Genomic DNA, 25,827 nt, shown 5'->3' on the forward strand with positions numbered 1-25,827 from the left:
GCCGGACGTAGCTCTCGGGGCTTCTGATTCTGCTGGTGGGACCGTTCCCCCCACGTCAACGGGTCCTGCTCGAAGGGGAATTCTGTGTTTGCTGCGTTCTCTGCGCTGTCGGTCCACGGGCGACGACGGGTGGCCCGCGTCGCCGCCGCGTCCCTGGTGTCCGGGCTCGTCGCAGCCTCGGTGCTGACCGGCGCCGGCCCGGCCGCCGCCGACGAGGCGGCGTGGGGTCAGGGCGGGGCGACGGCCACCATAGGCGGCCTGAAGACCTACGGTGCCGCGGTCGTCCACGCCGACACCGGCGACCAGGAGATCTCGGCCGGCCTGTTCGAGATGTCCGTCGACGGCGGCGGCATGCTGCAGACGTACTGCGTCGACATCCACAACCCCACGCAGCGCGACGCCAAGTACCACGAGACGCCCTGGAGCGGCACCTCGCTGGGCGCCAACAAGGACGCGGGCAGGATCCGCTGGATCCTGCAGAACTCCTACCCCCAGGTGAACGACCTCGCCGCGCTCGCCGGCAAGGCGGGCGTCAAGGGCGGCCTCACCGAGCAGGACGCGGCGGCCGGCACCCAGGTGGCCATCTGGCGCTACTCGGACGGCGTGGACGTCGACGCCGTCGACCCGCAGGCCGAGCAACTCGCCGACTATCTGGAGAAGAACGCGCGCAGTGTGGCGGAGCCCCAGGCCTCGCTCACGCTCGACCCGCCCGCGGTCTCCGGCCACCCCGGCGAGCGGCTGGGACCGGTGACGGTGCACACCAACGCCGGCAGCGCGACGGTGACGCCGCCCGCGGACGCCGCCACCAGCGGTGTGCGCATCGTGGACAAGGACGGGGTCCCCGTCACGTCCGCCGCGAACGGCAGCCAGGTCTTCTTCCAGGTGCCCGAGAAGGCCGCGGACGGCCAGGCGGAGCTGACCGTGCAGGCGTCGACGACCGTGCCCGTGGGCCGTGCCTTCGCCGCCGAGAGCCGCAGCCAGACGCAGATCCTGGCGGGCTCCAGCGAGTCGACGGTCTCGGCGACGGCCACCGCGACCTGGGCCAGGACGGGTGCGATACCCGCGCTGTCGGCGGCGGAGAACTGCGCCAAGGGCGGCGTCGACATCACCGCGGCCAACGAGGGCACCGAGCCGTTCGTCTTCGAGCTGCTCGGGGTCGAGTACAGCGTCCCGGCGGGCAGGTCGCAGACGGTGACGATCCCTCTGCAGGAGGACCAGGCCTACGACTTCACCATCGAGGGGCCGGGCGGTTTCGAGAAGCGGTTCACCGGCGTGCTGGACTGCAAGACGCAGGTGAGTGAGGCCGACGAGGCGGGCGACGCCACCCAGATCCTCAGCGAGCCGAGCCCCGCCACGGTGGGTGCCGGGGCCGACGACACCAACCTCGCCGCGACCGGCGGCTCCACCATGACCCCCCTGATCGCGGGCGTCGCCATCGGCTTCGTCGTGATCGGCGGCGCGGCGCTCGTCGTCGTGCGGAAGAAGCAGCTGCCGACGCAGGACTGAGCGCGGGCCGACGCCGGACCAGGGGCCTGATCCACGGAAGTGGATCAGGCCCCTGGTGTTGGACCGTGCGTCACGGTCCGTACTCCACCGGTGTTACGGCATGAGAGGCAGCGGGAGGCCGCGCTCCGAGCCCGACCTACCAGGCGCTGTTGTCGCAGCCCATGGTCGAGCCGAGGTGGGTCGCCTGCGCGCCCGGGTCACCCTCGCCGTTGAGCGCGCTGCCCAGCGCGCCGTTGAGGATGCCGACCTGGCCGAGGACGTCGAGGTTCAGGTCGTGCGACTTGCAGTTGGAGCTCTGCAGGACGCTGACCTTGTCCCCGCCCTTGCCACCGTGACCGTCGGCCGTGGCCGTCCCGGCGCCCAGGAGCCCGGCGGTGCCGATGGCCACGACCACGACGGCAGCCTTGCGAAGCTTGTGCATGTCATCTCCGAAGGAGTGAGGTGGGTGCGATCCGTAAGAGATCGACTTCGTACAGTTACGAGAGGGTAATGTGAAAAATTCCTATATGTCCTGATGGCGCGCCAGGAATCATCGGCGTGTCATGTTCGACAACCCGGTTGGCGGCCCCGCCCGGCTGCGAGGGGCGGGGCCCGAGGACTACGGGGCGGGTTCGTAGGTGACGGTGGTGCCGGGGCAGGCCTCCGCCTGCTGGGTGAGGGCTTCGAGTTCGGCGGCGTCGGCGGTCAGGCCCCACCGCAGTTTCGTCGCGATCCACTCCGCGGTGTACCGGCAGGTGACCTCGACGGCCGGCGGCAGCCACTGGGCCGGGTCCTGGTCGGCCTTGCTGCGGTTCGAGGCGGCGGAGACGGCGACGAGGGAGGGGGTGACGGCCAGGTCGTTGGCGTACGCCTCCCGCCGCTCGGCGGTCCACTGCGAGGCCCCGGAGTCCCAGGCCTCCGCGAGCGGCACCATGTGGTCGACGTCGAGGGCGGACGCCGAGGTGAGCCAGCGCGCGTCGTAGTACGACCACCAGCGCCCGCCGGAGAGCTTGCAGCCGGGGAGGACCCGGGGCCGCTCGACCGCCTCGGCGAGCAGCACCTCGGCTCGGGTGTTGCAGCCGTCGGCGGGGTTCTGGCCGGCGTTCCAGTGCTTGAAGCTCGTGCGCTGATAGCCGTCCCTCACCTCCGCGGCGAGGGGGAGGAGGTGGACCGAGGTCGCCATGGGGAGCGTGTAGGTCTCCGCCTGGCGGTGCTGGGCATGGGCCGGGGTGGGGGTCACGAGGGGCGCGAGGAGGAGCGCGGCCGCCAGTGCGACGCGTCTGAGGTTCTTGATCACGCATCGCAGAATTGACGGCGGATAACTCGTTCGAGGGGCTCGACTCGAACGGATGAGCCAGATGGAGGCGTCAGTTCACCGGACAGATGTTCTGGCGGGCACCAGATAGGGGTATGTCCTTGGCGGGGGAGGGGTGGGGGCGGCGACGACCAGTGACGCCTCGGCTACCCGGCGCGGTCCGTGAATGTCCAGGTCATGGGCGCTCGCCCATACTGGTTTCCCCCGAGGGGTGGCGATCCGGCAAGATGGGGTGTATCTGCCCACTGCCTGATTTCAAGCTGCCGGACGGTTTCTCTTGGCTGAGTACATCTACACCATGCGCAAGACGCGCAAGGCAATCGGCGACAAGGTCATCCTTGACGACGTCTCGCTGAACTTCCTGCCCGGCGCGAAGATCGGTGTGGTCGGCCCGAACGGTGCCGGTAAGTCGACCATTCTGAAGATCATGGCGGGGCTGGAGCAGCCGTCGAACGGCGACGCCTTCCTGTCGCCGGGGTACACCGTCGGCATCCTGCTGCAGGAGCCGCCGCTGAGCGAGGACAAGACCGTCCTGGAGAACGTCCAGGAGGGTGTCTCCGAGGTCAAGGGCAAGCTCGACCGGTTCAACGAGATCGCCGAGCTGATGGCGACCGACTACTCCGACGCGCTGCTCGACGAGATGGGCAAGCTGCAGGAGGAGCTGGACCACGCAGGCGCCTGGGACCTCGACGCCCAGCTCGAGCAGGCCATGGACGCGCTCGGGTGCCCGCCCGGCGACTGGGCCGTGACCAACCTCTCCGGCGGTGAGAAGCGGCGTGTGGCGCTGTGCAAGCTGCTGCTTGAGGCCCCTGACCTGCTGCTTCTCGACGAGCCCACCAACCACCTCGACGCCGAGTCGGTGAACTGGCTGGAGCAGCACCTCGCCAAGTACGAGGGCACCATCGTGGCCGTGACCCACGACCGGTACTTCCTCGACAACGTGGCCGGCTGGATCTGCGAGGTCGACCGCGGCCGCCTCCACGGCTACGAGGGCAACTACTCCAAGTACCTGGAGACCAAGCAGACCCGTCTCAAGGTCGAGGGCCAGAAGGACGCCAAGCGCGCCAAGCGGCTCAAGGAAGAGCTTGAGTGGGTTCGGTCCAACGCCAAGGGGCGTCAGGCCAAGTCCAAGGCGCGTCTCGCCCGCTACGAGGAGATGGCGGCCGAGGCCGACAAGATGCGGAAGCTGGACTTCGAGGAGATCCAGATCCCGCCGGGCCCGCGGCTCGGCAACATCGTCGTCGAGGTCTCCAACCTCACCAAGGGCTTCGGCGACAAGGTTCTGATCGATGATCTGAGCTTCACGCTGCCCCGCAACGGCATCGTCGGCGTCATCGGCCCGAACGGCGCCGGCAAGACCACCCTGTTCAAGATGATCCAGGGTCTGGAGACCCCGGACTCCGGCGACATCAAGGTCGGCGAGACCGTCAAGATCTCGTACGTGGACCAGAGCCGGGCGAACATCGACCCGAAGAAGACCCTCTGGGCCGTCGTCTCCGACGAGCTCGACTACATCAACGTGGGTCAGGTCGAGATGCCGAGCCGCGCCTACGTCTCCGCCTTCGGGTTCAAGGGCCCCGACCAGCAGAAGCCGGCCGGTGTGCTCTCCGGTGGTGAGCGCAACCGTCTCAACCTGGCGCTCACCCTCAAGCAGGGCGGCAACCTCCTGCTCCTCGACGAGCCGACCAACGACCTCGACGTCGAGACCCTCGGTTCGCTGGAGAACGCGCTGCTGGAGTTCCCGGGCGCGGCCGTGGTCGTCTCCCACGACCGCTGGTTCCTCGACCGGGTCGCCACGCACATCCTCGCCTACGAGGGCGACTCCAAGTGGTTCTGGTTCGAGGGCAACTTCGAGTCGTACGAGAAGAACAAGATCGAGCGACTCGGTCCGGACGCCGCCCGTCCGCACCGCGCCACCTACAAGAAGCTGACCCGGGGCTGATCGATCTTGCGGCACATCTACCGCTGCCCGCTGCGCTGGGCGGACATGGACGCGTACGGCCACGTCAACAACGTGGTCTTCCTCCGCTACCTGGAGGAAGCCCGTATCGACTTCCTGTTCCGTCCCGAGAAAAACTTCAAGCAGGGGTCCGTGGTGGCGCGCCACGAGATCGACTACAAGCGGCAGCTCGTCCACCGGCACCACCCGGTGGACATCGAGCTGTGGGTCAGTGAGATAAGGGCCGCGTCCTTCACCCTCACCTACGAGGTGAAGGACGACGACCTCGTCTATGTCCGGGCCTCGACGGTGGTCGTGCCGTTCGACTTCGAGGCGGGACGGCCGCGCCGGCTCACCGCGGAGGAGAAGGAGTTCCTCCGGGAGTACATGGACGACGCGGCCGACGGAGCCTCCGAGGAGGAGGCCGTCGCCGCATGACGGTGCTCCACCTCGCCGACGAGGGGGAGGCGGCGGACCTCGCGGCCTTCCTCTCCCGGCTGCTCCACTACGACCGCGGTGCCGCGGTACGCCTCCAGGCGGCCGGCACCGCGCTCGCCGTCTTCGGCCGCCCGCCGTCCTTCGAGGTTCTGGCGATCCGCGCCGTACGGCTCGCGAAGCCCTACGAGAACGGGCTCGACGTCACGCTCGACGTGACCGTCTCCGCCGGTGAACTCCTGGAGTCCGTCGACGAGTCGGCCGGCACCGCCGCGGTACCGGAAGCCGTGACCGGGCCGCCATGGGCCGGGGTGCTCCCGCCGCGCGGCGGATGGCACCCGGTGCCGGGGCTGCCCGCGCCCGATGCCCTGCGGGCGATGATCGGGGCGGGGATCGCCGAATTCCGGTCCCGCACACAGGAGTTGCCCGAAGAGCGGCGCACCCGGAACGAACTCGACCGGATCGGGCGGGAGATCTGGTCCCGGACCGTCGGGGACACCCAGCTGCCGGTGCGGGCCGTGCACGCGGCCCAGTCGCTCGGATTCCTGCGCGCCACCGGGGAGTTGGTGCTGCTCTCGTCCGGCGCGTGGCTGCGGCTGCGCACGCCGTACGGGTCGATCGCGGTACGGCGTGCGGGGCTCGGCGCGCTCGACGTCAGCGTGCGCTGAGAGCCGGTCCTGCCGCGGTCAGCCCGCCGTGTTCACCATCGACGCCGCCGCGTACGTCAGGTAGTTCCACAGCGTCCGCTCGTGCTCCTCGGAGAGGCCGAGCTCGTCCACGGCGTCCCGCATGTGCTTCAGCCAGGCGTCGTGGGCCGCGCGGTCCACGGCGAACGGGGCGTGGCGCATCCGCAGCCGGGGGTGGCCGCGGTTCTCGCTGTACGTCGTCGGGCCGCCCCAGTACTGGATCAGGAACAGGGTGAGGCGCTCCTCGGCCGGGCCCAGGTCCTCCTCCGGGTACATGGGCTTGAGGATCGGGTCCTCGGCGACACCCTCGTAGAAACGGTGGACGAGGCGGCGGAAGGTCTCCTCCCCGCCGACCTGCTCGTAGAAGGTCTGCTCCTGAAGCGTGCCGCGCCGAATCTCGGTCACTGTGAGCTGCCTCGCATGTGTCGTTCCGGTCCGCCCGAGTCTGTTCTGCCGGGGGTCCGGGGGTTGTCCCCCGGGAATTGCCGTACCCGTCCATGGTCTCAGACACGGAGACCGAGGACTCCAGGCCTAGGACCAACGCTTCCCGGCCAGGTGATCGTCCGGCGTGACGCTCGCCTCGTACCCGCTGCCGCAGGACAGTGGACGTATGAGCGCGCACACTCTCGACCCCGGCCTGGCGGACCTCGCCGCCTCGGCGCGGGCCGCGCTGGTGCGGGAGATCGAGCTGAGCGGGGCCTGGGCCGACGACCCCGTGTGGCGGGACGCCTTCGCGGCCGTGCCACGGCATCTGTTCGTGCCGTACTACTACGTGGGCGTCGTCGGCGGCTACGAGCGGCGCTGGGGCCAGAGCCCCGACCCGGCCGCGCGGGAGCGCTGGGTGCGCGGCGCGTACGCGGACGCCCCGCTGGCCACCCGACTGCGCGACGGCGAACTGCTCTCCTCCAGCAGCCAGCCCTCCCTGATGGCGATGATGCTGGTCGCGCTGGAGGTGGCGGACGGCGACCGGGTGCTGGAGATCGGCGCCGGCACCGGCTACAACGCCGCCCTGCTCGCGCACCGGCTCGGCGACGACGACCTCGTCACCACCGTCGACCTGGAGCCGGAGATCACCGAGTCCGCGCGGCGGCACCTGGAGGCGGCCGGGTACCACCCCGTCGTCGTCACGGGCGACGGCGCACGCGGTGTGCCCGAGCGCGCCCCCTTCGACCGCGTCATCGCCACCTGCACCCTCCCGTCCATCCCCCGCCCCTGGCTCGCCCAGTGCCGCCCCGGCGCCCGTATCCTCACCCCGCTCGCCACCGGCCTGATCGCCCTCGCCGTCCTGGACGCCGAGCACGCCGAAGGCCGCTTCCTGCACACGCCCGCCTACTTCGTGCCGCTGCGCGGCGGCATCCGGTCCGAGCCGGAGGCCGTCCAGCTCGGCGGACTGCCGCGCCGGGCACGGGAACACGAACTGTTCCGCTTCCTGCTGGCCCTGACCCGCGGCAGCGTCGATCCACAGGAGGCGTACGCGCTGTGGGAGCGCGAGGGGCAGCCGCGGCGGGAGCGCTACGGGATCACGGTGCGCGGCGAGCACGAGTGGGCCTGGCTGGACGACCCCGAGGGGCCGTACGCGTGGCCGCTGCCCGGCTGAGACGCCGGGAGGGGGCGGCCGTACGGCACTTTCCCGCCGTATGGCCGCCCCCTCCCGGTACAGGAGAGATCCGGAGATCTAACCCCGTCGGATCGTGATCGTCGTCCAGGCGCCCACGTGCACCCGGTCGCCGTCCTGGAGCGGCACCGGCACGAACGGCTGGATCGGGTCCTCGGAGCCGTTCACCGTGGTGCCGTTCGTCGAGTTCTGGTCGACGACCGCCCAGGTGCCGTCCGGCTGCTGGACCAGGACCGCGTGCTGGTGCGAGACGCCCGGGTCCTCCGGCGGCACCGACAGGTCGATGTCGGGGGTGTCGCCGGTGGAGTGGCGGCGGCGGCCGATGGTGACCTGGTTGCCGGTGAGTGTGCGCTGCTGCTCGGGCGAGTACGCGGGCAGGTTCAGGCCGGCGGCCTCCGGGCCGGAGCGCTGCATCATCGCCATGAAGTACTCGCGGTCGGGCCCGATGGTCGCCATCCAGGTCAGCGGCTGTTGCTGCTGCTGCGGGAAGGCGGGGCCGGGCGGCGGCGGAGCCTGGGTGGCGCCGGGCTGCGGGTAGCCGTACCCGCCCTGCGCGGGACCACCGGGACCACCGGGTGCGCCTCCCGGACCGCCCGGGGCGCCGGGACCGGACGACGGCGGGGAGATCACCCAGTCGTCGTCACCGCCGCCGAAGGACGGGCCGCCCTGCTGTGGACGGTTCGTCTCCTGCGGGAAGGCGGGCGGGGCCGGCGGACCGGACGGAGCGCCCTGCATGAACCCCTGCGGAAGACCACCGGTGGCACCGGGGCCCCCGGGGGGAGTGGGGCCGGGCGGGGGCGGAGCCGGACGGGACGGGTCGCCGCCGAAACCAGGGGGGCTGGGAGGGCCGGAGGGATTGTTGGATCCCGGGCCACCGGGACCGCCCGGGCCACCGGGACCTCCCGGGCCGGGGCCGAAGCCACCAGGTCCGCCCGGGCCACCGGGGCCACCCGGGCCGGGACCGAAGCCGCCGGGGCCGCCAGGAGCACCGGGTCCGCCTCGGCCACCCGGACCGCCCGGGCCCTGCGGTTCGCCGCCGAACGGCGGGATCGGCTCGGCCGGGCGGTTCACCTGGGACGGGCGTGAGCCCTGGTAGTCGTACGAGTCACCGCCGCCGTACGACGGGCCGGGACCCGGAGGCTGCTGGAACGGGCCGCCCGGGCCGGGGCCGGGGGCCGGCTGGCGCGGGGCGGCGGGGGTGTACGACGTCGCCGTGTTGGTCAGGAAGTTCCACCGGCACTCCTCGCAGAACGGCGCACCGCCCTCACGGGGCGTACGGCACTGCGGGCAGAGCTCCGGCTCGGGCATGGCGGAGGTGGGCGGCGGGCCGCCCGGCTGACCGGCGTTCGGGCCGCCGAACGGACCGGGGCCGGGACCCGGGCCGGGGCCACCGGGGCCGCCGGGCGGCGGGAAGCCGTAGCCGCCGCCGGGCGGGGGCGGCGGTGGCGGGGGCGGAGGAACGGCACCGGCCATGCGGTGACCGCAGACCTCGCACCAGTCGTCGGAACCCGACTGGTGTCCGTTCGGGCAGGTCGGCATGTCGGCGCTTCCCCCTCTCCTTTCCGGTCGCTTCGACCGGATTTCTCCAACCCCAAGGGGTCAGGCTCGCTGCTTTTCAGGGTCCTGCTAGGGCACTGCTAAGGCATCACTCGGTCACTTCTTTACACGAACAGTCTTGGTCGACCGTGTCTCGAGAGTCATCTCGTCGGCCTCCGCGACCTTCGCCTTCAGTCGCACAGTACCCGTCGCGGCATCGACCACGTCCACCACCTTCGCAAGGAGTTTCGCCGTATCCGCGTTTCCGGAGGCGCTGGCGAGCTGAACCGCGCGGCCCAGTTTGGCCGTTGCTCCATCGATATCGCCGGACTTGCGAAGATCGAGGCCTTGTTGGATGGCTTGTGCCAGTTCGGCCTGGCCGGTGTAGTGGGCGACCTGAGGGTTGATCGAGGTCGAGGCGACCATGTCGTCGGTCCACACGGCCCGTACGAGACCCTGCGCGCCGAGGTTCCGGGCGGTGCCGTCGGGCTGCGGGACGACCAGGGAGACCCGGGCGGCGAGCATCTCCTGGCCCAGGTGCGCGGCCGGGACCTCGACGCAGACGTGGTAGTCACGGGACTCGTCCCCCCAGGAACCGGTGGGGTAGTCCCCGGCGCGCGGACCGGCCTCGGTGCGGCGGTCGGTCAACTCCTCGACCCTGGGCGCGACCTGCTTGACGAACCTGATGGTGGTGCCCACCGGCGTCCACACCCGCAGGGCGACGTCCGCGACCTCCTTGCCCATCGCCGTCTCCATCATCTGCGTGAAGTCGGCGGCGAGACCGGACGGATCGGCGACGATGTCGGCGCTGCCGAGCAGGGCGGAGGCGATGGCTGTGACTTCTTTCACTTCCCAGTCGGTGCCCACGCCGCGCGCGTCACAGGTGAACCGTCCGGCACAGGCGTCCAGGGCGGCCCTGAGGTCCTCCGGCGACTCGTGCTCGTTGCGGCCGTCGGTGAGCAGGATGCCGTGCCGGATCGCCACGTCCTCCGAGGACAGAAGGCGGTCGGCGAGCCGCAGCCAGGTGCCGATGGCCGTACCGCCGCCCGCGCTGAGCCGGCGCAGCGCCTGTTTGGCCTGGTCACGGGTGGTGGCGTCGGCCACGGCCAGACGGCCGCCGCCCGGGTAGACCTCCTTGGCCACATGCGTCCCGCCGACCACCGCGAAGTGCACGCCGTCGCGCAGGGTGTCGATCGCGGCGGCCGTGGCGTCGCGGGCGTTGCGCATCTTGGTCGGCGGGTAGTCCATCGAGCCCGAGCAGTCGACCATGATCGCAACGGCCGCGGACGGGCCGCCGCCCGGCGCGTACAGATGGGGTGCGGCGACCGCCCCACCGATCGTGCCGCCGCCGGTCGAGGTCACCGTGACGATCGCGTTGACCTCGCGCCCGCCCTCCGGCAGGTACTCGTTCTGGTACACGTCCACCGAGAACTGCGGCACGCTTGGTTTCGAGAAATTGGCCATGCGTTCTCAAATCCCCCTAAAACACCCCGTAGTGGGGCAATGGCTGTCGACGGACCGGTCCCCTCCGGTCCGCTGAGGCCGTCCCCGCGATGCGGCCTCAGGCCGATCCTGCCCCCATCGGCGGTGCCGGGAACGGCAGGACGGCCACTGTTACGTTGTCGTGGCCCCCGCCGTCCAGCGCGTGACCGACGAGGACCTGCGCGCTGTGCAGGGGGCGTACGGCGGCGTCGAGCGGCACGACGTCGGCCATGTCCTCGGCCGCCTCCGCGTAGTTCCACAGCCCGTCCGTGCACACCACGACCACACCCGGGCGGTCCGGCTTGAACGACGCGGTGTGCGGCTCCAGTTCGTAGGCGTCGGCGCCGAGCCAGCCCGTGATGGCGTGGGCGCGCTCGTCGGCGTACGCCTCGGCCTCGTTCATCAGGCCCGCGGCGACCATCTGCGCCGCCCAGGAGTCGTCCTCGGTGAGCCGGGCCGGGGGAGTGCTGCGGTCGACCGGGACCCAGTAGGCGCGGCTGTCGCCGACCCAGCCGACGATCAGCAGCTCCGGCGTGACCACGGAGCCGACGAACGTGCAGGCGGGCGCGTTCTGGTGGGGGCCCTGCTCGCGGGCCGTGGCCGGTTCGGCCGCCAGCGCGTTGACCGCGTTCGAGGCGGCGATGATCGCGTCGTGCATGGCCTGCTGCGGGTGCGTGCCGCGCGGCAGGGCGGCCAGCAGCGACTCGCTCGCGGCCCGTGAGGCGGCCATCGAGGCGTCGTCGGGGCGGGTCGCCGAGGACACGCCGTCGCAGACGACCGCCAGGAGCGCCGGACGGCCGTCGGGCAGCGTGGCGGAGCCGACGGCGAACGCGTCCTCGTTGCGGTGGTGGCGCAGGCCGCGGTCGCTGACGGCGGCGACCGGGCCGGCGTCCTGCTCCATGTGGTCGCGCTCGCGCGGCTGGGCGTGCCCGCAGTTCTCGCAGTACCCGTCGTGGTCGACCCGGCCCGCACGGCACGCCACGCACACCTTGGTGCCCTCCGGCGGGGTCGGTGGGGCGGCGGGGGCCACGCGCGGGTCGGGCGCCTGAAGGGTGAACTCCTCGGGCAGCGCGTGCGCGTCGGGCTGCGCCGGACGGTCGAAGCGCACGCCGGAGGCCGGGGAGGCGGGCGAGCCGGTCGGGTCCAGGGGCGTCCGGGGTGCGGGCGGTCCGTCCGGGCCGCCCGCCCCCGGAGGCGCCGGCGCGGCGGGCGGCGGTGACTGCGGGGGCGGCGGGGTGCCCGGGGGCAGGTCGTGGCCGCCGGCGTCGGGCGCGGGGGCGGGCCAGCCCATGCCGGGCATGCCGGGGGGCGCCGACGAGCCGTTCATGGCGATGGTCGGGTTGTCGTCCGGCCGTACGGGCACGGCGGACAGGTCGTATCCGCACGCACCGCAGAAACGGTCACCCGACTCGAGCGGCCATTCACAGCTCGGGCAGGCGGACAACTGGGGCATCTGCGACATCAACTACACCCACGTCCGGGGGCGGTAACGGTTGGCACGTTCCACCAGGTCGATCCTTTCCTCGCCGCCCCGAGCGAGCCGGGCCAGCGTGCGGTACGAGCGCTCCAGACCGAAACGCAGTCCCCGCTCGTCCAGGCCGCTGCCGAGCAGCGTCCGTCCTCCGGCGGCTGGGGGAGGGGCGGAACCCTGGCCACCGGAGAGTATCCAGTCCAGCGCGCAACCGAGGACTTCCGCCGACAACTGCTCCCGGCGCGCCGGGTCGAGACCGTACGCGTCCAGCGCCTCGACCTGACCCGCGGCGGCGGTCAGGTCGTCCAGGAACGGTACGTCAGCGGCGGCCGCCGTGCGTCCACGCAGCCGGGCACGGACGGCCGCGACCCGGGCGGCCGTGTAGTGAATGGAGCTTTCCGGTACGGACTCCAGGGTCCGTACGGCGCCACCGCGGTCGCCGGTCGCGAGCTGGACGCGGGCGAGCCCGAAGGCGGTGCTCACATAGCTGGGGTCGGTGGACCACACGAGACGGTAGTACTCGGCGGCGTTGTCCAACTGGCCCAGCACCTCAGCGCACAGGCCGAGGGCCAGCTTGGGGGCGGGCTCGCCCGGGAAGGCGTCGTAGATCGCGTCGAAGGCGAGCGCGGCGCCCTCGTGGTCGCCGGTGACGAGCGCGGCCACACCGCGGTACCAGACGACCCGCCAGTCGTCGGACCGCTCGTCCTCCAGCTTCAGCAGCGCCTCGTGCGCGGTGCTCGTGTCGCCGTTCTCCAGCCAGGCCCGCACCTGCCGCAGCCGTGTCTCCGTCGACGGCGCGGGCGCCGCGGCCAGAGCGCCGAGCAGTTCGGCGGGCGCGGTGGTCATCAGACCCGCGAGGAAACCCGCGTTGGGGTCGGAAGGGTCGACCCGCGGAACCGGTAGGGCGAGCGCCGCGGCGGGGGCGTGGGCGCTCTTCACGAGGCCCCCGGGGGTGGCCGGGGCGGCGGTGGGAGGAGGGCCGGCGGCGATGGCGGGCGGGGCGGGCGAGGGCATGGCGGGCGTGGTGGCCGGGGCGAGGGCGACGGGCTTCCGCCCGGGGCGGACGACCCGCGCGCCCAGCCGCGACACCTCGCCGTCCAGCTTCGGGAACAACTCCGTGTCCGTGACCCGCACTTCGGGCCCGAACAACGTCGACAGCGACGGCCTCGCGCGCCCCGTCTGCAGGGACACGACCTCGCGCAGCACACCGGTCAGCTGCTCCGTCATCTCCTGGGCGGAGGCGAAACGGCGGGCCGGGTCCGGGTCGGTGGCGCGGACCAGGAGCCGGTAGAAGGACTCGTACTGCCGGAAGACCTCGATGTTGTCCGGGTCGGGCAGCGAGTCGACGTAGACGTTCGTGTAGCCCTGGAAGTCGAAGGTCAGCACGGCCAGCGTGCGGGCGACCGTGTACAGGTCGGACGCCACCGACGGGCCGACATCGGCGACCTCCGGCGCCTGGTAGCCCACCGTGCCGTAGATGGCCGACTCCTCGTCGTCCATCCTGCGCACCGCGCCCATGTCGATCAACTTGAGCTGGTCCTCGGTCTGGATGGCGTTGTCCACCTTGAAGTCGCAGTACAGCAGGTTGCGGCTGTGCAGGTGGCCGAGGGCCTCCAGCGCCTCGATGCCGTACGCGCACGCCTGCTCCACCGGCAGCGGGTCGCGCTTCCCGGTGGGCGTGCGGCGGCCGTTGGCGATCTCCTTGAGCGACTTGCCGCCGACGTACTCCATGACGATGTAGCCGTCGAGCGAGCCCGTGCGCTGGTCGAGGTGCTCGACGAAGTTGTAGATCCGCACGATGTTGGCGTGCTCGATCTCCGCGAGGAAGCGACGCTCGGAGATCGCCGCCGCCATCGCGTCCTGGTCACCGGTGTCCAGCAGGCCCTTGAGCACCACCCAGCGGTCGGAGACCGCGCGGTCCACGGCGAGATAGACCCAGCCGAGGCCGCCGTGCGCCAGACAGCCCACGACCTCGTACTGGCCGTGCACGATGTCGCCGGCCTTCAGCTTCGGAACGAACGAATAGGGGTGGCCGCACTTGGTGCAGAAACCCTCGGTACGGCCCGGCCGCTCACCGCGCGCCCGGCCGACGGGCGCGCCGCAGTCCGAACGCGAGCAGAACCGCTTGCGCTCGGGCACCTCCGGGTTCTCCAGCACCATCCCGCGCGGTTCGGGGCGTGGCACGTCCGGGACCTGGACCAGGCCGACGCCGAGCCGCCCACGGCCGCTGGAGCCGGACGTCGAGCCGGAGCTGCGCACCGACACCGAGCGGCCCGTGGAACGGCCCGACAGCGCGCGCGAGAGCCGTCCCGACACCGAGCGCCGGGACTTCGACGACTGGGACGACGTGCGCGAACTGCCGCGGCTGGTCGAGCGGGAGCTGCCGCTGCCCGCCGAGCCGCGGGAGCCCTTGCCACCGCTGGTCATACCGGTGGGCGGCGAGCCGACCATACCGGTCGCCGAGACGACCGGGGCCAGACCGCAGGTGTCGCAGTACAGCTCGCCGCCGCCCACATCCTCGTACGACCCGCCGCACTCCGGCCGCTGACAGCTCTGCTGTGCCTGACTCATGACGACGACTCCCCCCTGACCCTCATGTCCCCCGCCCTCCACGGTCCTCGGGCTCACGCGGGCCCGGGACGCGCGGGCCGCCGAGCAGTTCGGCGGCCGCCTGCTGGTAGCGCAGCACGGCCTGCTCGGCGACGCGCAGGTCGCACGGCGCGCTCCACAGCATGCGCCGGGCCGCGTCGTACCGCTCGATGAGGAACGGGTCCTCCGCGAGGCCGTGCCGGGCCACCTTCGCCTTGTACGCGTCGAGGCGGCCGCGCAGCTCGGCGCGGACCGCCAGGGGCGCGGTGACCGCCGTCAACGACTCACGGGCGCGCAGCAGTTCGTCCTCCGCCCTCTGCTCCAGGGACTCCAGGAGCGGCGACAGACGGTGCCACTGGGCGTGTCTGCGGTACTCGGCGGCAGTCGCCAGCTGCTCCTGCAGCACGGTCGGCGGACCGCTGACCACCGGCACCTCCGTGGCGGCGATCTTCGCCAGCACCTCGCCGCGCGCGGTGCGGGCCTCGGCGAGCGTACGGTCCGCGCGGGACAGCACGTCCCGCAGCTTGACCAGCCGCTGCTCGGCATCCTGACGGACCGTCAACACCGCGTCGATCTCACGGCGTACGTCCTCCAGCGCGCGCGCCTCACGGTCGTACACCGTGGTGTCCGGCCGGCCGCCGCCCGGCGCCGAACTCCCCTGCGTGGGAACCCAGTACGCGAGCGGGTCGGACACCACCTCGGAGCGCAGGTTGGTCAGCGTGCGCGTGATGCGCTCCAGGTCGTCGCCCGCCGGGTGCTCCCCGGGGCGTACCCCGACGGAGTGCGCGAGGCGGCGGGTGCGCTGGAGTTCGGCGGCGAGTAAATCGATACGGGCGGGCAGCGCGGACCAGACCGCGTCGGCGGCGACCACCATGTCCAGCGACGTCGCGTACAGCTCGTTCATCCGGTCCACCAGCGTGACCAGTGTGAACTGTTCGCTGAGCTTGCCCGAACCGCCGTGCAGCGTCGGGGCGTTGGCGGTGGCCGTCGCGGAGCCGGCGACGGTCACCGACTCGCCGCGCAGCAGCTCCGTCAGCTCCACCAGGTCGTCGCGGCTGGACCAGCGGCGGCGCGAGCGGATCTCGCGGGCCGAGCGCAACGCGTCCGTGTACGCGTCGAAGTACGCCCACAGCAGCGTGATCGACGCCTCCGCGGTCGTCCAGCGCTCCTTGGTGATGCCCGTGAGCTCGGCGCCTTCGAGGAGTCTGCGGCCCGCGTGGTCCTGGAGGGCGAGGAGCGAGGTCTCGATCGCCTCGTGCTCCTGGCCGAGCCGCGCCAGCGCACGGTCCACCTCGTCCCGGTCCATCACCGGCCCGGCGGGGTCCGTGACGCCCATCGATCACCTCTCGCTCAGTCGTGTTCTGCCAGTTGACGGCCGGTCACTTGTAGCGGGCCTCCGGAGGGGTGGCCGACGCCGACTCCTTGTCACCCTGGTCCATCGTCGGGTGCAGCCACTTCTCGTACGACGCCTTCCAACCGCCGTCCTCGATGTAGTTCTCCAGGGTCCGGTTGACCTGGCGTACCAGATCGTCGGAGCCCCGCTTCATCGCCACGCCGTAGTACTCGTCCGTGAACAGACCGCCCTTCAGTTCCACCGCCGGGTCCTGGGCGGCCTGGCTGGCGGCCAGGGCGCCGTCCGTCACGACCGCGTCGACCTCGCCGAGCTGCAACTTCACCAGGCAGTCGAGCTGGTTGGGGACGGTGGTCCTGATGTCGGTGGAGTCCGGGAGGTCGCCGTTCTTCCTGCCCTCTTCCAGGTTGTCGTACGCCGTGGAGCCCTTCGCAGAGCAGACCTTCTTGCCGGCCAGCGACTTGTCGTAGCCGGTGATCGCCGACATCTTGGGCGCCAGGACCTGCTGGCCGGTGACGAAGTACGGGGCGGAGAAGGCGACATCCTTGAGACGGCTGCAGTTGATCGTCATGGTGCGGACCACCATGTCGACCTCGCCCTTCTGGATCGCCTCGACGCGGCGGCTGGTCGGGATCGCCTTGAACTGCACCGCGTCGCGGTCGCCGAGTATGTCCCCGGCGATGCGGTGGACCAGGTCGATGTCGAAACCCTCCAGCTCACCGGAGGGGTTGTTCGGGTCGAGGTAGCCCCAGCGGTAGCTGTTGGTGTCCACGCCGACGATCAGACGGCGGTCCTCGCGGGCCTTGATGGCGTCCACGGTCGGGGTGCCGTCGCCGCTGCCGCCGGACGGGGAGAGGCTCTGGTCCTGGGGGTTCTCGCAGTCCTCCGCCTTCGCCTGGGTCACCCGGGTCACGCCCTGGCCCGCCGTGGCCGTGTCGGTGTCGCGGGTCGGCGGCTGGGTGAGGGGGAGGAGCAGGGCGACGGTGAGCGCCAGGGCGCATACGGTCGCCATCGCGGCGACTCCGCCCCAGCCGCGGAGGGTTGTGCGGAGGCGGTGCCAGGGGGGCGGGGCCGGGGTGGGGGTGGTGTGGGGGCGGGCGTGCGGTTGGGTGTGGTCGTGGGGGAGGCCGTGGGCCGGGTGCGGGCCTGCGCTGAGCGTCCCGTGTGGGTTCGTGGTATTGCGTGCGTTCATCGTCTCGCCCCCTCTCACCGGTACTCCGACAGCCTGCGGCCGATGCCCAGGACCGCGCCGGCCGCGCCCAGCACCGCGAGCACCGCGGCGCCGGTCGGGAGGCCGGTCAGCGAGCCACGGCCGTCGTTCGCCGCCTGCTCGAACTCGTTGCGCTCATGCGTCAGCGCGGTCGCCAGCGCCTTGTCGACGTTGTCGAAGCACACGCTCGTCGGCTCCTTCGCGGCGCCGATCACTCGGTCCCGGGCCGCCTGGTAGTTGCCGGAGTTGTTGTCGTCGCGGGCGATGCCGTGGCGGTCCTTCCAGACCTTCATGAAACTGTTCGCGTCCTGTACGGGCTTCTTGCCCGCCGCGTCGTCCGCGAGGTCCTCGGCTCGGTTCAGGGCCTTGCCCAGCTGGTCGATCTGCTGGTCGTAGCCCCACTCGTAGGCGTCCACGACCTTGCCGCCGGCGACCGGCCTGGTGTCCGCGCCGCGGCGGACCAGGGTCAGGTTCTCGTCGCTGCGGGCGGTGAGGGAGGCGATACGGGCCTGGTGCAGTACGTCCATGGAGCGGACGCCGTGGTCGTAGGAGTCGTTCAGGCCCGCGCGGGCGACGGTGTGGGAGACGGTGAGCCAGAGCAGGATCACCACGGAGGTCGCCGTGGCGGTGACCAGACCGTGGTTCAGGACCCTGTTCGTGCGCCGGTAGTTGCGCTGCTGGGCCCAGGCGAGGGCGGCCAGGGCGATGATGCCGAGGCCTGCGGCCGCCCAGGGGAAGGACTTCGCGTCCGCGTAGTCGTCGCGCAGGCGCTGGTTTTCTGTCTGGTAGAGCTTCTCGGCCTTGGGCAGCATGTTCTGCTGCATCATCTCGTTGGCCGCGCGGAGGTAGGCGCCGCCGACGGGGTAGCCCTGGCGGTTGTTGGCCCTGGCCGTCTCGACCAGGCCCTTGTACTGCGGGAGCAGTCTGCTCAGATCGGCGATCGTGTTCGCCGAGGTGGAGCCCGGTTCGGAGTTGGCGGCGGCCTTGACGAGCTTCTCGGCGGCGGTGCGGATGTCCTTCTCGTAGCCCTCGCGCATCGTGGGCTTCTCCTGGAGGCCGGCCAGGTAGCCGCTGGCCGCCGCGGTGTTGGCGTCGGCGAGGGAGCGGTAGATGTCGGCCGCGTCGGAGCTGAGGGGCTGGCTGCGGTTGACGACGTCGTTCGCGGCGGAGGACCTGTCGGTCATCTGCCAGGCGGTTACGGCGCCGAACGCGACGACCAGGGCGGCGAGGAGGGCGCCGATGATGCGGAGGCGGCCGGGTTCGGTGGTGGCGGCCGCGCGGAGCTGGTCGAAGCCCTCGGCGAAGGCGGTGCGGCGTGGGGGTGTGGGGGGAGGGGACGGGCGGGCGTTGGTGGGGGGCGAGGGTGTGGGTGCGGGCGTAGGTGGGGGCGTGGGTGTGGGTGCGGGCTGAGGTGGTACGGATGGCATGGTGGGTACGCTGGGCTTCGGCGTCTGTGTCACTGCTGACCTCCCCCATGGTCATCCGTCGCCGCAAGTATCGCTGCCGGGACTGACATCCGCACCGGGCTTGGCTGGATCTTGATCGGATCGCAGTGCGGATCCCGAAATTCCGGATACCGCGGCACGGTGTGCAGGAGCCCCCTGCCCATGAATACGCCCGGGGAATCTGTTCGGTTCCAGGTTCGGGGTGGGATGCCCGCGGCGGCCCGCTGGTGTCGGGTGGGGGCTCGCGTAGCGCGGTCCCTCTGGTGGGTGGTCGGATCTTTCAGCCCGTCCGGCGTTTGAGGACGAGGCCCTTCGGGCCGATGGGGGGCCAGGGGGGCGGAGCCCCCTGGTGGGGTGGAAGGGGCGGAGCCCCTGGGGATGGGACGGGTAGGGGCGGCGGGGGCGGAGGAAGGCTGGTCAGGGGGTGAAGTGTTGGCGGAGGCGGGTGTGGGCCCGGGGTGGGGCTTCTACGGCGTCCAGGCCCAGGAGGGCCGCCCCGAGTACGGGGCTCGCCGTGACCACGTCCGGTACTGCCTTGGGCGCGCGGGAGGCCAGTAGTTCGCGGATGCCGTCGATCAGTCGGGAGTGCCGGGCAGCCAGCACGCTTCCGCCCAGCAGGACCGGTGCCTCCTCCGCGAGGAGGTCCAGTCGGGTCAGGGCGACCGTGGCCATGGTGACCACTTCGTCGGCCAGGCGGTCGACGAGGCCACGGGCGACGGCGTCGCCGGAGGCCGCCGTGGTGAAGAGGACCGGGGTCAGCTCGTGGCGACGGGTGGGTGGGATGTGTTCGAGGTGCAGGGCCTCGATCAGGGCGTACATGGTGGGGAGGCCGAAGTGCGAAGGGAGGGTCTGGGCGAGGGCGGTCGGCGCTCCGCGGCCGTCCTCCGCGCGGGCCGCGTGCCACAGGGCCTCCTCCGCCAGGCCCCAGCCACCACCCCAGTCACCGGAGATGCGGCCCAGCGCGGGGAAGCGGGCCGTACGGCCGTCGGGGCGCATGCCGACGCAGTTGATGCCGGCGCCGCAGACGACGGCGACACCACGGGGTTCGGTGACACCGGCGCGCAGGATCGCGAAGGTGTCGTTGCGGACGTCGACGGTCGTGCCCCACGCGCGCGCGTGCAGCGCCGCCGCCAACTGTTCCTCCTCCACGGGGAAGTCGGCGTTGGCCAGGCAGGCGGACACGTGGTCGGCCGAGGTCACGCCCGCTGCGGCGTACGCCTCCCGCACGGTTTCGGCGAGGCTGTCGACCGCCCGTTCCACCCCTACCGTCGGTGGCCGGAACCCGCCGCCGCGGGCCGTGGCCAGGACGGTGCCGTCGGCCGCCACCACCGCCACGTCGGTCTTGCTGTTGCCCGCGTCTACGGCGAGGACACGTGCGGTCATGCCCACGCGAGGTGCTCCCGGTTGTGTGCGATCAGTTGGTCGGTGAGGGTCTCGGCGTACTCGTACTGGCCGATCAGGGGGTGGGAGAGGAGGGCCTTGAAGACCCGGTCGCGGCCGCCGTGCAGGGCCGCGCGCAGGGCCAGGTCCTCGTAGGCCGTCACCTGGGCCATGAGGCCCGCGTAGAGGGGGTCCACGGGGGCGACGGGGAGGGGCTTCGGGCCCTTTTCGCCCACGGCCGCCTGTACTTCGATCACGGCGTCGTCGGGGAGGAAGGGGAGTGTGCCGTTGTTGTGGGTGTTCACCACCTGGTACGGGCTGCCCGCGCCGTTCAGCAGGGCCGCCGCCAGGTCCACGGCTGCCTCCGAGTAGTAGGCGCCGCCTCGTTTGGCCAGCAGGGCGGGCTTCTCGTCCAGGGCCGGGTCGGCGTAGAGGGACAGCAACTGGCGTTCCATTTCGGCCACTTCCGCCGCCCGGGAGGGTTTCGTGCGGAGTTCCCGTACCACCTCGTCGTGTGCGTAGTAGTAGCGCAGGTAGTACGACGGGACCACCCCGAGGCCGTCCAGGAGCGTGGCGGGGAGGTGCAGGTCCGCGGCGATCCTGTCGCCGTGGTCGGTCAGGAGCCGCGGTAGGACGTTCTCGCCCTCGGGGCCGTCCAGACGTACCCCGGTCTCCCAGGTGAGATGGTTGAGGCCCACGTGGTCCAGGTGGATCCGGGAGGCCGGCAGGTCGAGCAGCGTCGCGAACCTCCGCTGGAAGCCGATCGCCACGTTGCACAGGCCCACCGCCCTGTGGCCCTCCTGGAGCAGGGCGCGGGTCACGATGCCGACCGGATTGGTGAAGTCGATGATCCAGGCGGTGGGGTTGGCGCGGCGGACGCGGTCCGCGATGCCGAGGACGACGGGGACGGTGCGCAGCGCCTTCGCGAGGCCGCCCGCGCCCGTGGTCTCCTGGCCGACGCAGCCGCAGTCCAGGGGCCAGGTCTCGTCCTGTTCGCGGGCCGCCTGGCCGCCCACGCGGAGTTGGAGGAGAACCGCGTCGGCGCCCTCGACCGCCGCGTCCAGGTCTGTCGTGGTGGTGATCGTGCCGTTGTGGGCCTGGCGGGTGAAGATGCGGCGGGCCAGGGCGCCGATCAGTTCGAGACGGTCCGTCGCCGGGTCCATCAGGACCAGTTCGTCTATCGGCAGGGTGTCGCGCAGGCGGGCGAAGCCGTCGATGAGTTCGGGGGTGTAGGTCGAGCCTCCGCCGACCACGGTGAGTTTCATATGCGGTTCAACCCTTTACTCCGGTGAGCGTGACGCCCTCTACGAACGCCTTCTGGGCGAAGAAGAACACGAGGATCACGGGGGCCATCACGAGGACCGTGGCGGCCATGGTGAGGTTCCAGTCGGTGTGGTGTGCGCCCTTGAACGACTCCAGGCCGTAGGACAGCGTCCAGGCGCCCGGGTTCTCGGACGCGTAGATCTGGGGGCCGAAGTAGTCGTTCCACGCGTAGAAGAACTGGAAGAGGGCCACTGCGGCTATGCCCGGTTTCGCCATGGGGAGGACCACTCGGACGAGGGTGCGGAATTCGCCGCAGCCGTCCACCCTTGCCGCGTCCAGGTACTCGTTCGGGATCGTCGTCAGGAACTGGCGCAGAAGGAAGATCGAGAACGCGTCCCCGAACGCCATCGGGATGATCAGGGGCCAGAGGGTTCCCGAGAGGTCCAGTTGCTTCGCCCAGAACAGGTACATCGGGATGATGACGACCTGCGGCGGCAGCATCATCATCGAGATGACCAGCATCAGGGACAGGTTCCGGCCGCGGAAGCGGAACTTGGCGAGGGCGTAGGCCACGGGGACGGAGGACACCACGGTGAGGAGTGTGCCCAGGCCCGCGTAGATCAGCGTGTTCTTCCACCAGGTCAGGAAGCCCGGGGTGTCGAAGACCTTGGTGTAGTTGCCCCACTCCCAGGTGTCCGGGAGCAGGTCGCGGGTGAGCGCCTGCTGGTCGCTCATCAGCGAGGTCAGGACCACGAAGACGAAGGGCAGGGTGAAGAAGAGCGCGGCCGCGACGCCGAGGGAGTGGATCGCTATCCATTCCAGGAGGGCCCTGCGGCGGGCCGTGCGTTCGGCGACTGTCGGGTTTGCCAACTGAACCGGTTTGTCCAGCACTTGGGTCATGGTCAGTCACCTGCCTGGATGAGTCCGCCCCGGCGCCGCATCAGCAGCGCGGTGAACGCCATGGCGAGGGCGAAGAGCACGAGCGCGACCACACAGGCCGAGCCGTAGTCGAAGCGCTGGAAGCCGAGGTTGTACACGAGTTGAGGGAGGGTCAGGGTCGACTTGTCCGGGTAGCCGGGCTCGAACTGCTGGCCGGAGCCGCCGATGATGCCGGAGGCGACCTTTCCGGCCACCAGGGGCTGTGTGTAGTACTGCATCGTCTGGATCACGCCCGTGACGACCGCGAACATCACGATCGGTGAGATGTTGGGGAGCGTGACGTAACGGAAGCGCTGCCAGGCCGTCGTGCCGTCCAGCTCCGCCGCCTCGTACTGCTCCTTCGGCACGTCGAGCAGCGCGGCCATGAAGATGACCATGAGGTCGCCCACGCCCCACAGCGCGAGTGCGGTGAGGGCCGGCTTGGACCAGGTGGGGTCCGTGAACCAGCCGGGCGTCGGCAGGCCCAGGGCGTCGAGGACCGAGTTGACCGGGCCGGTGCCGGGGTTGAGGAGGAAGACGAAGGCCAGGGTGGCGGCCACCGGCGGGGCCAGGTACGGCAGGTAGAAGAGAGTGCGGAAGACACCCGTACCCGTCTTGATCCTGGTGATCAGCAGGCCTATGCCGAGGCCGAAGACGACCCGGCAGGTCACCATCACCAGGACGAGCCAGAGCGTGTTGCGCAGGGCCGGCCAGAACAGCGGGTAGTCGCTGAAGACGTACGACCAGTTGCCCAGGCCGCGGAAGACCGGGGTGCCGAAGCCGTCGTACTTCATCAGGGAGAAGTACACGGTGGACACCAGGGGGTAGGCGAAGAAGACGCCGAAACCGATGAGCCACGGTGACAGGAAGGCCACCGTTCGAAGCGCCGACCTGCGGCGCTTCGCGCGGAGAGTGTGCGTGGACATCCGGGCGCTACTTCGCCTGCTCGATGTCGGTGTCGATCTGCGCGGCGGTCTTCTCCAGGCCCGCCTTCAGGTCCTTCACCTTGCCGGACTCGTACTGGTAGCCGAAGTCCTGCAGCGTCGTCTGGTACGTCGAGCCGTTGACGGAGGCCGGCGGCGTGTTCGAGTGCGGGTTCCGGGCGATGTCGAGGAACGTCTGGAAGCCCTCGTCCACCTTCAGGTCCGGCGACTTCAGCGCCGCGAAGGTGGAAGGAACGTTGTGGATGGCGTTGGCGAAGGAGACGACGGCCTCGGTGTCGGTGGTCAGGTACTTCACCAGTTCCCATGCGGCGTTCTGCTTCTCGCTCTGCGGGGCGATGCCGATGATCGTGCCGGAGAGGAAGCCCTTGCCGTACTCGTCCACCTCGTCGTCGGCGACGGGCATCGGGGCGGTGCCGATCTCGAAGTCGACGCCGGCCTGCCGGGCCATGCCCAGGCGCCACTCGCCGTCGAGCTGCATGGCCACCTGGCCGGTCTGGAAGGGGTGCTTGGCGCCCCACTCGTCACCGAAGGTGTTGCGGTACTTCTCCAGCTTCGAGAAGCCGCCCAGGTCGTCGATCAGCTTCTTCTGGTACGTGAACATCTCGGCGAAGGCCGGGTCCTTGGCGATGTTGGACTTGCCGTCCTGGTCGAAGTAGGCGTGGTCCCACTGGGACATGTAGTGGTCCACGACCGTCTCGTAGCCGTGGTACGTCGGCATGAAGCCGAGCTGCTGGTAACCGTCACCCTTGCTGACGGTGAGCTTCTTGGCGTCCTTCGCGAACTCCGACCAGGTCTTCGGCGGGGACTTGATGCCCGCCTTCTCGAAGGCGTCCTTGTTGTAGTAGAGGCCGTAGGCGTCGCCGAGCAGCGGCAGGGCGCAGCGGGTGCCCTCGAACTGGGTGTAGTCCAGCATCGGCTTCGGGATGAGCTTGTCGAGGTCCAGCCCGGACTTCTCGATGAACGGCTTCAGGTCGAGGAAGGCGCCGGAGGAGCAGAACTTGCCGATGTTGGAGGTCGTGAACGACGACACCACGTCCGGCCCGTTCGAACCGCCCGCGCGCAGCGCCTGGTTGAGCTTGTCGTCGTTGATGTTGCCGACGACCTTCACCGTGATGTTCGGGTGGGCCTTCTCGAACGCGTCGACGTTCGCCTGGATCGCCTTCGCCTCGGCGGGCGCGCTCCAGCCGTGCCAGAAGGTGATCGTCGTCTTCGCGTTGGGGTCATCGGTGGCGGCGGACTCGGACTGGCCGGTACAGGCCGTGGCGAGGAGGGCCAGGGAGGCGCAGGCCGCGAAGGCGGCGGCTGTCCTGCGGGACGGTGAGGGTATGACGTTCCAGGACTTTTTGGGCATGGCGAGGTCTCCCAAGGGCGGGACGGGGTGGGTGAGGAAGGGAGCTGTGGAGAGGTGAGGGGTTGGCTGAGGGGTTGAGGCGGGGACGGGGGGAGGTCTTCGGCCGGTCAGCGGCCGGTGTCGAAGACCTCGTCGCGTGTCGTCGCGAGCGCGCTCTCCAACGCGCCCCGCAGTACGGGGTGTTCACGGACGTCGCCCACGACGAGCCGGGGGCGGGCCGCCGCCAGCTCCTCCAGCTCGTCCTGGACGAGGGCGCGCAGTACCTCGCCGCCGGAGGTGAGGGAGGCGCCGCTGAGGACGACCAGTTCGGGGTCGAGGACGGAGACCAGGGAGGCGAGACCGGTGGCCAGTCGCGTCGCGTAGGTCTGCAGGAGCAGCCGGTGCAGGACGGTGTCCTCGCCGACGGCTCGTTCGACGAGGGTGGCGGCGGCCTCGGCGTACGGCGTCGACGGGATGTTCGACATGCCGAGTTCGCGGGCGAGCCGGGGGATCGCCTGGGAGCCGGCCAGCTCCTGGTAGCCGCCACTGTTGGCTTTGGTGACCTGCCGGACCAGCGGGGTGCCGGGAACCGGCAGGAAACCTACCTCGCCCGCGCCGCCGGTCCAGCCGCGGTGCAGCCGACCGCCGAGGACCAGGGCGGCGCCGAGGCCGCCCTCGTTCCACAGCAGCACGAAGTCCTCGTGACCGCGGGCCGCACCGAGCCGCTGCTCGGCCACCGCCACGAGGTTGACGTCGTTCTCGTACTCGACCGGCATCGGCAGGGCCGCGGCGAGTTCGTCGAGGAGCGCGGAGATGTGCCAGCCGGGGAGGTGGGAGGCGTAGCGCAGCCGGCCCGTGTTGGGGTCGAAGGCGCCGGGGGTGCCGATGACGAGCCGGTGGACGTCGTCGCGGGCGAGGCCCGCCGCCTTCACCGCGCCGTCGAGGGCGTCGGTGACCTGCCGGACCACGGGCTGGGCGGGGCGCCTGCCGGGGGTGGGCAGTTCGTACGACCCGACCGTGCGGCCGGTGATGTCGGCCACGGCGGCGAGGATGCGTTCCGGCGTCACGTCGAGCCCGGCGGCGTACGCGGCGGTCGGATTGACCTCGTACAACTGGGCGCCGGGTCCGGGGCGGCCCTCCGTGGTGCCGGTCGCCAGGGCGAGGCCGGCGGCCTCCAGGCGGGCCAGCAGCTGGGAGGCGGTCGGCTTGGACAGGCCGGTGAGCTTGCCGATCCGCGTGCGGGACAGCTGCCCGTGCTCCAGGAGGAGGTCCAGGGCGGCACGGTCGTTCATGGCGCGCAGGACGCGCGGGGTGCCCGGCGTACCGGCGGTTCCTGCCATGGGATCGACACCTGCCTCTCGGCTGACCAGCTTCTCAGCGATCTACGACGGAAGTCCATCCAGGATCACTGTTAGGAAACTTTCCTATCTCGA

21 protein-coding genes are annotated in these 25,827 nt (G+C 71.1%); 5 read left to right on the forward strand and 16 right to left on the reverse strand.

All coding sequences use genetic code 11. The features are described 5' to 3' along the window. The first annotated feature begins 84 nt into the window (after window positions 1-84). Window positions 85-1,506 (forward strand): Cys-Gln thioester bond-forming surface protein, encoded by a 1,422-nt coding sequence (locus ACFZBP_RS16170; protein ID WP_391413607.1) that lies wholly within the window; start codon window positions 85-87, stop codon window positions 1,504-1,506. 136 nt (window positions 1,507-1,642) lie between these two features. Here ACFZBP_RS16170 and ACFZBP_RS16175 read toward each other — a convergent pair whose 3' ends face one another. After that, window positions 1,643-1,927: a hypothetical protein gene (locus tag ACFZBP_RS16175; RefSeq protein WP_062720717.1), complete on the reverse strand. Its 285-nt coding sequence runs from the start codon at window positions 1,925-1,927 to the stop codon at window positions 1,643-1,645. Window positions 1,928-2,104: 177 nt separating this feature from the next. Beyond that, on the reverse strand, window positions 2,105-2,782 hold the full coding sequence (locus tag ACFZBP_RS16180; RefSeq protein ID WP_391413609.1) for a DUF1524 domain-containing protein: 678 nt from the start codon (window positions 2,780-2,782) through the stop codon (window positions 2,105-2,107). Window positions 2,783-3,077: 295 nt separating this feature from the next. Here ACFZBP_RS16180 and ettA point away from each other — a divergent pair, with 295 nt between their 5' ends. The 3 genes from ettA to ACFZBP_RS16195 are packed head-to-tail and all read left to right on the forward strand — an operon-like array spanning window position 3,078 to window position 5,842. After that, window positions 3,078-4,742: an energy-dependent translational throttle protein EttA gene (ettA, locus tag ACFZBP_RS16185; protein ID WP_383451395.1), complete on the forward strand. Its 1,665-nt coding sequence runs from the start codon at window positions 3,078-3,080 to the stop codon at window positions 4,740-4,742. A 6-nt stretch (window positions 4,743-4,748) separates the two neighbouring features. Beyond that, entirely contained in the window at window positions 4,749-5,177 is a 429-nt protein-coding gene (locus tag ACFZBP_RS16190; protein WP_391413612.1) for a thioesterase family protein, read from the forward strand. Continuing rightward, a complete protein-coding gene (locus ACFZBP_RS16195; protein ID WP_391413614.1) occupies window positions 5,174-5,842 on the forward strand; it encodes a hypothetical protein in 669 nt (222 codons plus the stop codon). The genes ACFZBP_RS16190 and ACFZBP_RS16195 overlap by 4 nt, the downstream gene beginning before the upstream one ends. Window positions 5,843-5,860: 18 nt before the next feature. Here ACFZBP_RS16195 and ACFZBP_RS16200 read toward each other — a convergent pair whose 3' ends face one another. Then, entirely contained in the window at window positions 5,861-6,265 is a 405-nt protein-coding gene (locus ACFZBP_RS16200; protein ID WP_383451389.1) for a globin, read from the reverse strand. A 205-nt stretch (window positions 6,266-6,470) separates the two neighbouring features. Between ACFZBP_RS16200 and ACFZBP_RS16205 the strand changes: the two genes are divergently transcribed. Continuing rightward, window positions 6,471-7,457 carry a methyltransferase domain-containing protein gene (locus tag ACFZBP_RS16205; RefSeq protein ID WP_391413616.1) on the forward strand — a complete coding sequence of 329 codons (987 nt, stop codon included), beginning with the start codon at window positions 6,471-6,473 and terminating at the stop codon, window positions 7,455-7,457. Window positions 7,458-7,535: 78 nt separating this feature from the next. On the opposite strand, the gene ACFZBP_RS16210 is transcribed toward ACFZBP_RS16205, so the two are convergent. The 13 genes from ACFZBP_RS16210 to ACFZBP_RS16270 all read right to left on the reverse strand — a co-directional run bounded on the left by ACFZBP_RS16210 (window position 7,536) and on the right by ACFZBP_RS16270 (window position 25,734). Further along, window positions 7,536-9,014, reverse strand: a complete 1,479-nt coding sequence (locus ACFZBP_RS16210; protein ID WP_391413618.1) for an FHA domain-containing protein — start codon at window positions 9,012-9,014, stop codon at window positions 7,536-7,538. 114 nt (window positions 9,015-9,128) lie between these two features. Continuing rightward, window positions 9,129-10,475, reverse strand: a complete 1,347-nt coding sequence (locus tag ACFZBP_RS16215) for a VWA domain-containing protein (RefSeq protein ID WP_391413620.1) — start codon at window positions 10,473-10,475, stop codon at window positions 9,129-9,131. A gap of 97 nt (window positions 10,476-10,572) precedes the next feature. Further along, window positions 10,573-11,958 carry a protein phosphatase 2C domain-containing protein gene (locus tag ACFZBP_RS16220; protein WP_391413622.1) on the reverse strand — a complete coding sequence of 462 codons (1,386 nt, stop codon included), beginning with the start codon at window positions 11,956-11,958 and terminating at the stop codon, window positions 10,573-10,575. Beyond that, complete coding sequence (locus tag ACFZBP_RS16225; protein WP_383451379.1) at window positions 11,959-14,535, reverse strand: tetratricopeptide repeat protein; 2,577 nt, start codon at window positions 14,533-14,535, stop codon at window positions 11,959-11,961. Window positions 14,536-14,557: 22 nt separating this feature from the next. Then, the gene (locus ACFZBP_RS16230; RefSeq protein WP_391413624.1) at window positions 14,558-15,889 is read right to left on the reverse strand and encodes a hypothetical protein; all 1,332 of its coding nucleotides are present in this window, start codon (window positions 15,887-15,889) and stop codon (window positions 14,558-14,560) included. 43 nt (window positions 15,890-15,932) lie between these two features. After that, window positions 15,933-16,916, reverse strand: coding sequence for a transporter substrate-binding domain-containing protein (locus ACFZBP_RS16235; protein WP_391414113.1), 984 nt, complete (start codon window positions 16,914-16,916; stop codon window positions 15,933-15,935). 194 nt (window positions 16,917-17,110) lie between these two features. Continuing rightward, window positions 17,111-18,541, reverse strand: coding sequence for a hypothetical protein (locus ACFZBP_RS16240; RefSeq protein ID WP_391413626.1), 1,431 nt, complete (start codon window positions 18,539-18,541; stop codon window positions 17,111-17,113). A 435-nt stretch (window positions 18,542-18,976) separates the two neighbouring features. After that, window positions 18,977-19,942: an N-acetylglucosamine kinase gene (locus tag ACFZBP_RS16245; protein WP_383451371.1), complete on the reverse strand. Its 966-nt coding sequence runs from the start codon at window positions 19,940-19,942 to the stop codon at window positions 18,977-18,979. Continuing rightward, entirely contained in the window at window positions 19,939-21,204 is a 1,266-nt protein-coding gene (locus tag ACFZBP_RS16250) for a 6-phospho-beta-glucosidase (protein WP_391413628.1), read from the reverse strand. The genes ACFZBP_RS16245 and ACFZBP_RS16250 overlap by 4 nt, the downstream gene beginning before the upstream one ends. 7 nt (window positions 21,205-21,211) lie before the next feature. Then, window positions 21,212-22,102 (reverse strand): carbohydrate ABC transporter permease, encoded by an 891-nt coding sequence (locus tag ACFZBP_RS16255; RefSeq protein ID WP_383451367.1) that lies wholly within the window; start codon window positions 22,100-22,102, stop codon window positions 21,212-21,214. A 2-nt stretch (window positions 22,103-22,104) separates the two neighbouring features. Then, a complete protein-coding gene (locus ACFZBP_RS16260) occupies window positions 22,105-23,046 on the reverse strand; it encodes a carbohydrate ABC transporter permease (protein ID WP_383451365.1) in 942 nt (313 codons plus the stop codon). Between the two features lie 7 nt (window positions 23,047-23,053). Next, complete coding sequence (locus ACFZBP_RS16265) at window positions 23,054-24,415, reverse strand: extracellular solute-binding protein (RefSeq protein ID WP_391413632.1); 1,362 nt, start codon at window positions 24,413-24,415, stop codon at window positions 23,054-23,056. A gap of 107 nt (window positions 24,416-24,522) precedes the next feature. Then, entirely contained in the window at window positions 24,523-25,734 is a 1,212-nt protein-coding gene (locus tag ACFZBP_RS16270; RefSeq protein WP_391413634.1) for an ROK family protein, read from the reverse strand. Window positions 25,735-25,827 lie beyond the last annotated feature (93 nt).

Source organism: Streptomyces sp. NPDC008086 (assembly GCF_042957325.1).
In the GTDB taxonomy this organism is placed as follows: Bacteria; Actinomycetota; Actinomycetes; order Streptomycetales; family Streptomycetaceae; genus Streptomyces.

Bases quoted from the DNA above. Each gene is read 5' to 3' on its own strand.
- ACFZBP_RS16235 (WP_391414113.1), bottom strand. From the start codon at position 16,916: ATGGCGACCGTATGCGCCCTGGCGCTCACCGTCGCCCTGCTCCTCCCC.
- ACFZBP_RS16245 (WP_383451371.1), bottom strand. From the start codon at position 19,942: ATGACCGCACGTGTCCTCGCCGTAGACGCGGGCAACAGCAAGACCGAC.
- ACFZBP_RS16195 (WP_391413614.1), top strand. From the start codon at position 5,174: ATGACGGTGCTCCACCTCGCCGACGAGGGGGAGGCGGCGGACCTCGCG.
- ACFZBP_RS16240 (WP_391413626.1), bottom strand. From the start codon at position 18,541: ATGCCATCCGTACCACCTCAGCCCGCACCCACACCCACGCCCCCACCT.
- ACFZBP_RS16225 (WP_383451379.1), bottom strand. From the start codon at position 14,535: ATGAGTCAGGCACAGCAGAGCTGTCAGCGGCCGGAGTGCGGCGGGTCG.
- ACFZBP_RS16250 (WP_391413628.1), bottom strand. From the start codon at position 21,204: ATGAAACTCACCGTGGTCGGCGGAGGCTCGACCTACACCCCCGAACTC.
- ACFZBP_RS16205 (WP_391413616.1), top strand. From the start codon at position 6,471: ATGAGCGCGCACACTCTCGACCCCGGCCTGGCGGACCTCGCCGCCTCG.
- ACFZBP_RS16230 (WP_391413624.1), bottom strand. From the start codon at position 15,889: ATGGGCGTCACGGACCCCGCCGGGCCGGTGATGGACCGGGACGAGGTG.
- ACFZBP_RS16210 (WP_391413618.1), bottom strand. From the start codon at position 9,014: ATGCCGACCTGCCCGAACGGACACCAGTCGGGTTCCGACGACTGGTGC.
- ACFZBP_RS16270 (WP_391413634.1), bottom strand. From the start codon at position 25,734: ATGGCAGGAACCGCCGGTACGCCGGGCACCCCGCGCGTCCTGCGCGCC.
- ACFZBP_RS16260 (WP_383451365.1), bottom strand. From the start codon at position 23,046: ATGTCCACGCACACTCTCCGCGCGAAGCGCCGCAGGTCGGCGCTTCGA.
- ACFZBP_RS16265 (WP_391413632.1), bottom strand. From the start codon at position 24,415: ATGCCCAAAAAGTCCTGGAACGTCATACCCTCACCGTCCCGCAGGACA.
- ACFZBP_RS16255 (WP_383451367.1), bottom strand. From the start codon at position 22,102: ATGACCCAAGTGCTGGACAAACCGGTTCAGTTGGCAAACCCGACAGTC.
- ACFZBP_RS16175 (WP_062720717.1), bottom strand. From the start codon at position 1,927: ATGCACAAGCTTCGCAAGGCTGCCGTCGTGGTCGTGGCCATCGGCACC.
- ACFZBP_RS16215 (WP_391413620.1), bottom strand. From the start codon at position 10,475: ATGGCCAATTTCTCGAAACCAAGCGTGCCGCAGTTCTCGGTGGACGTG.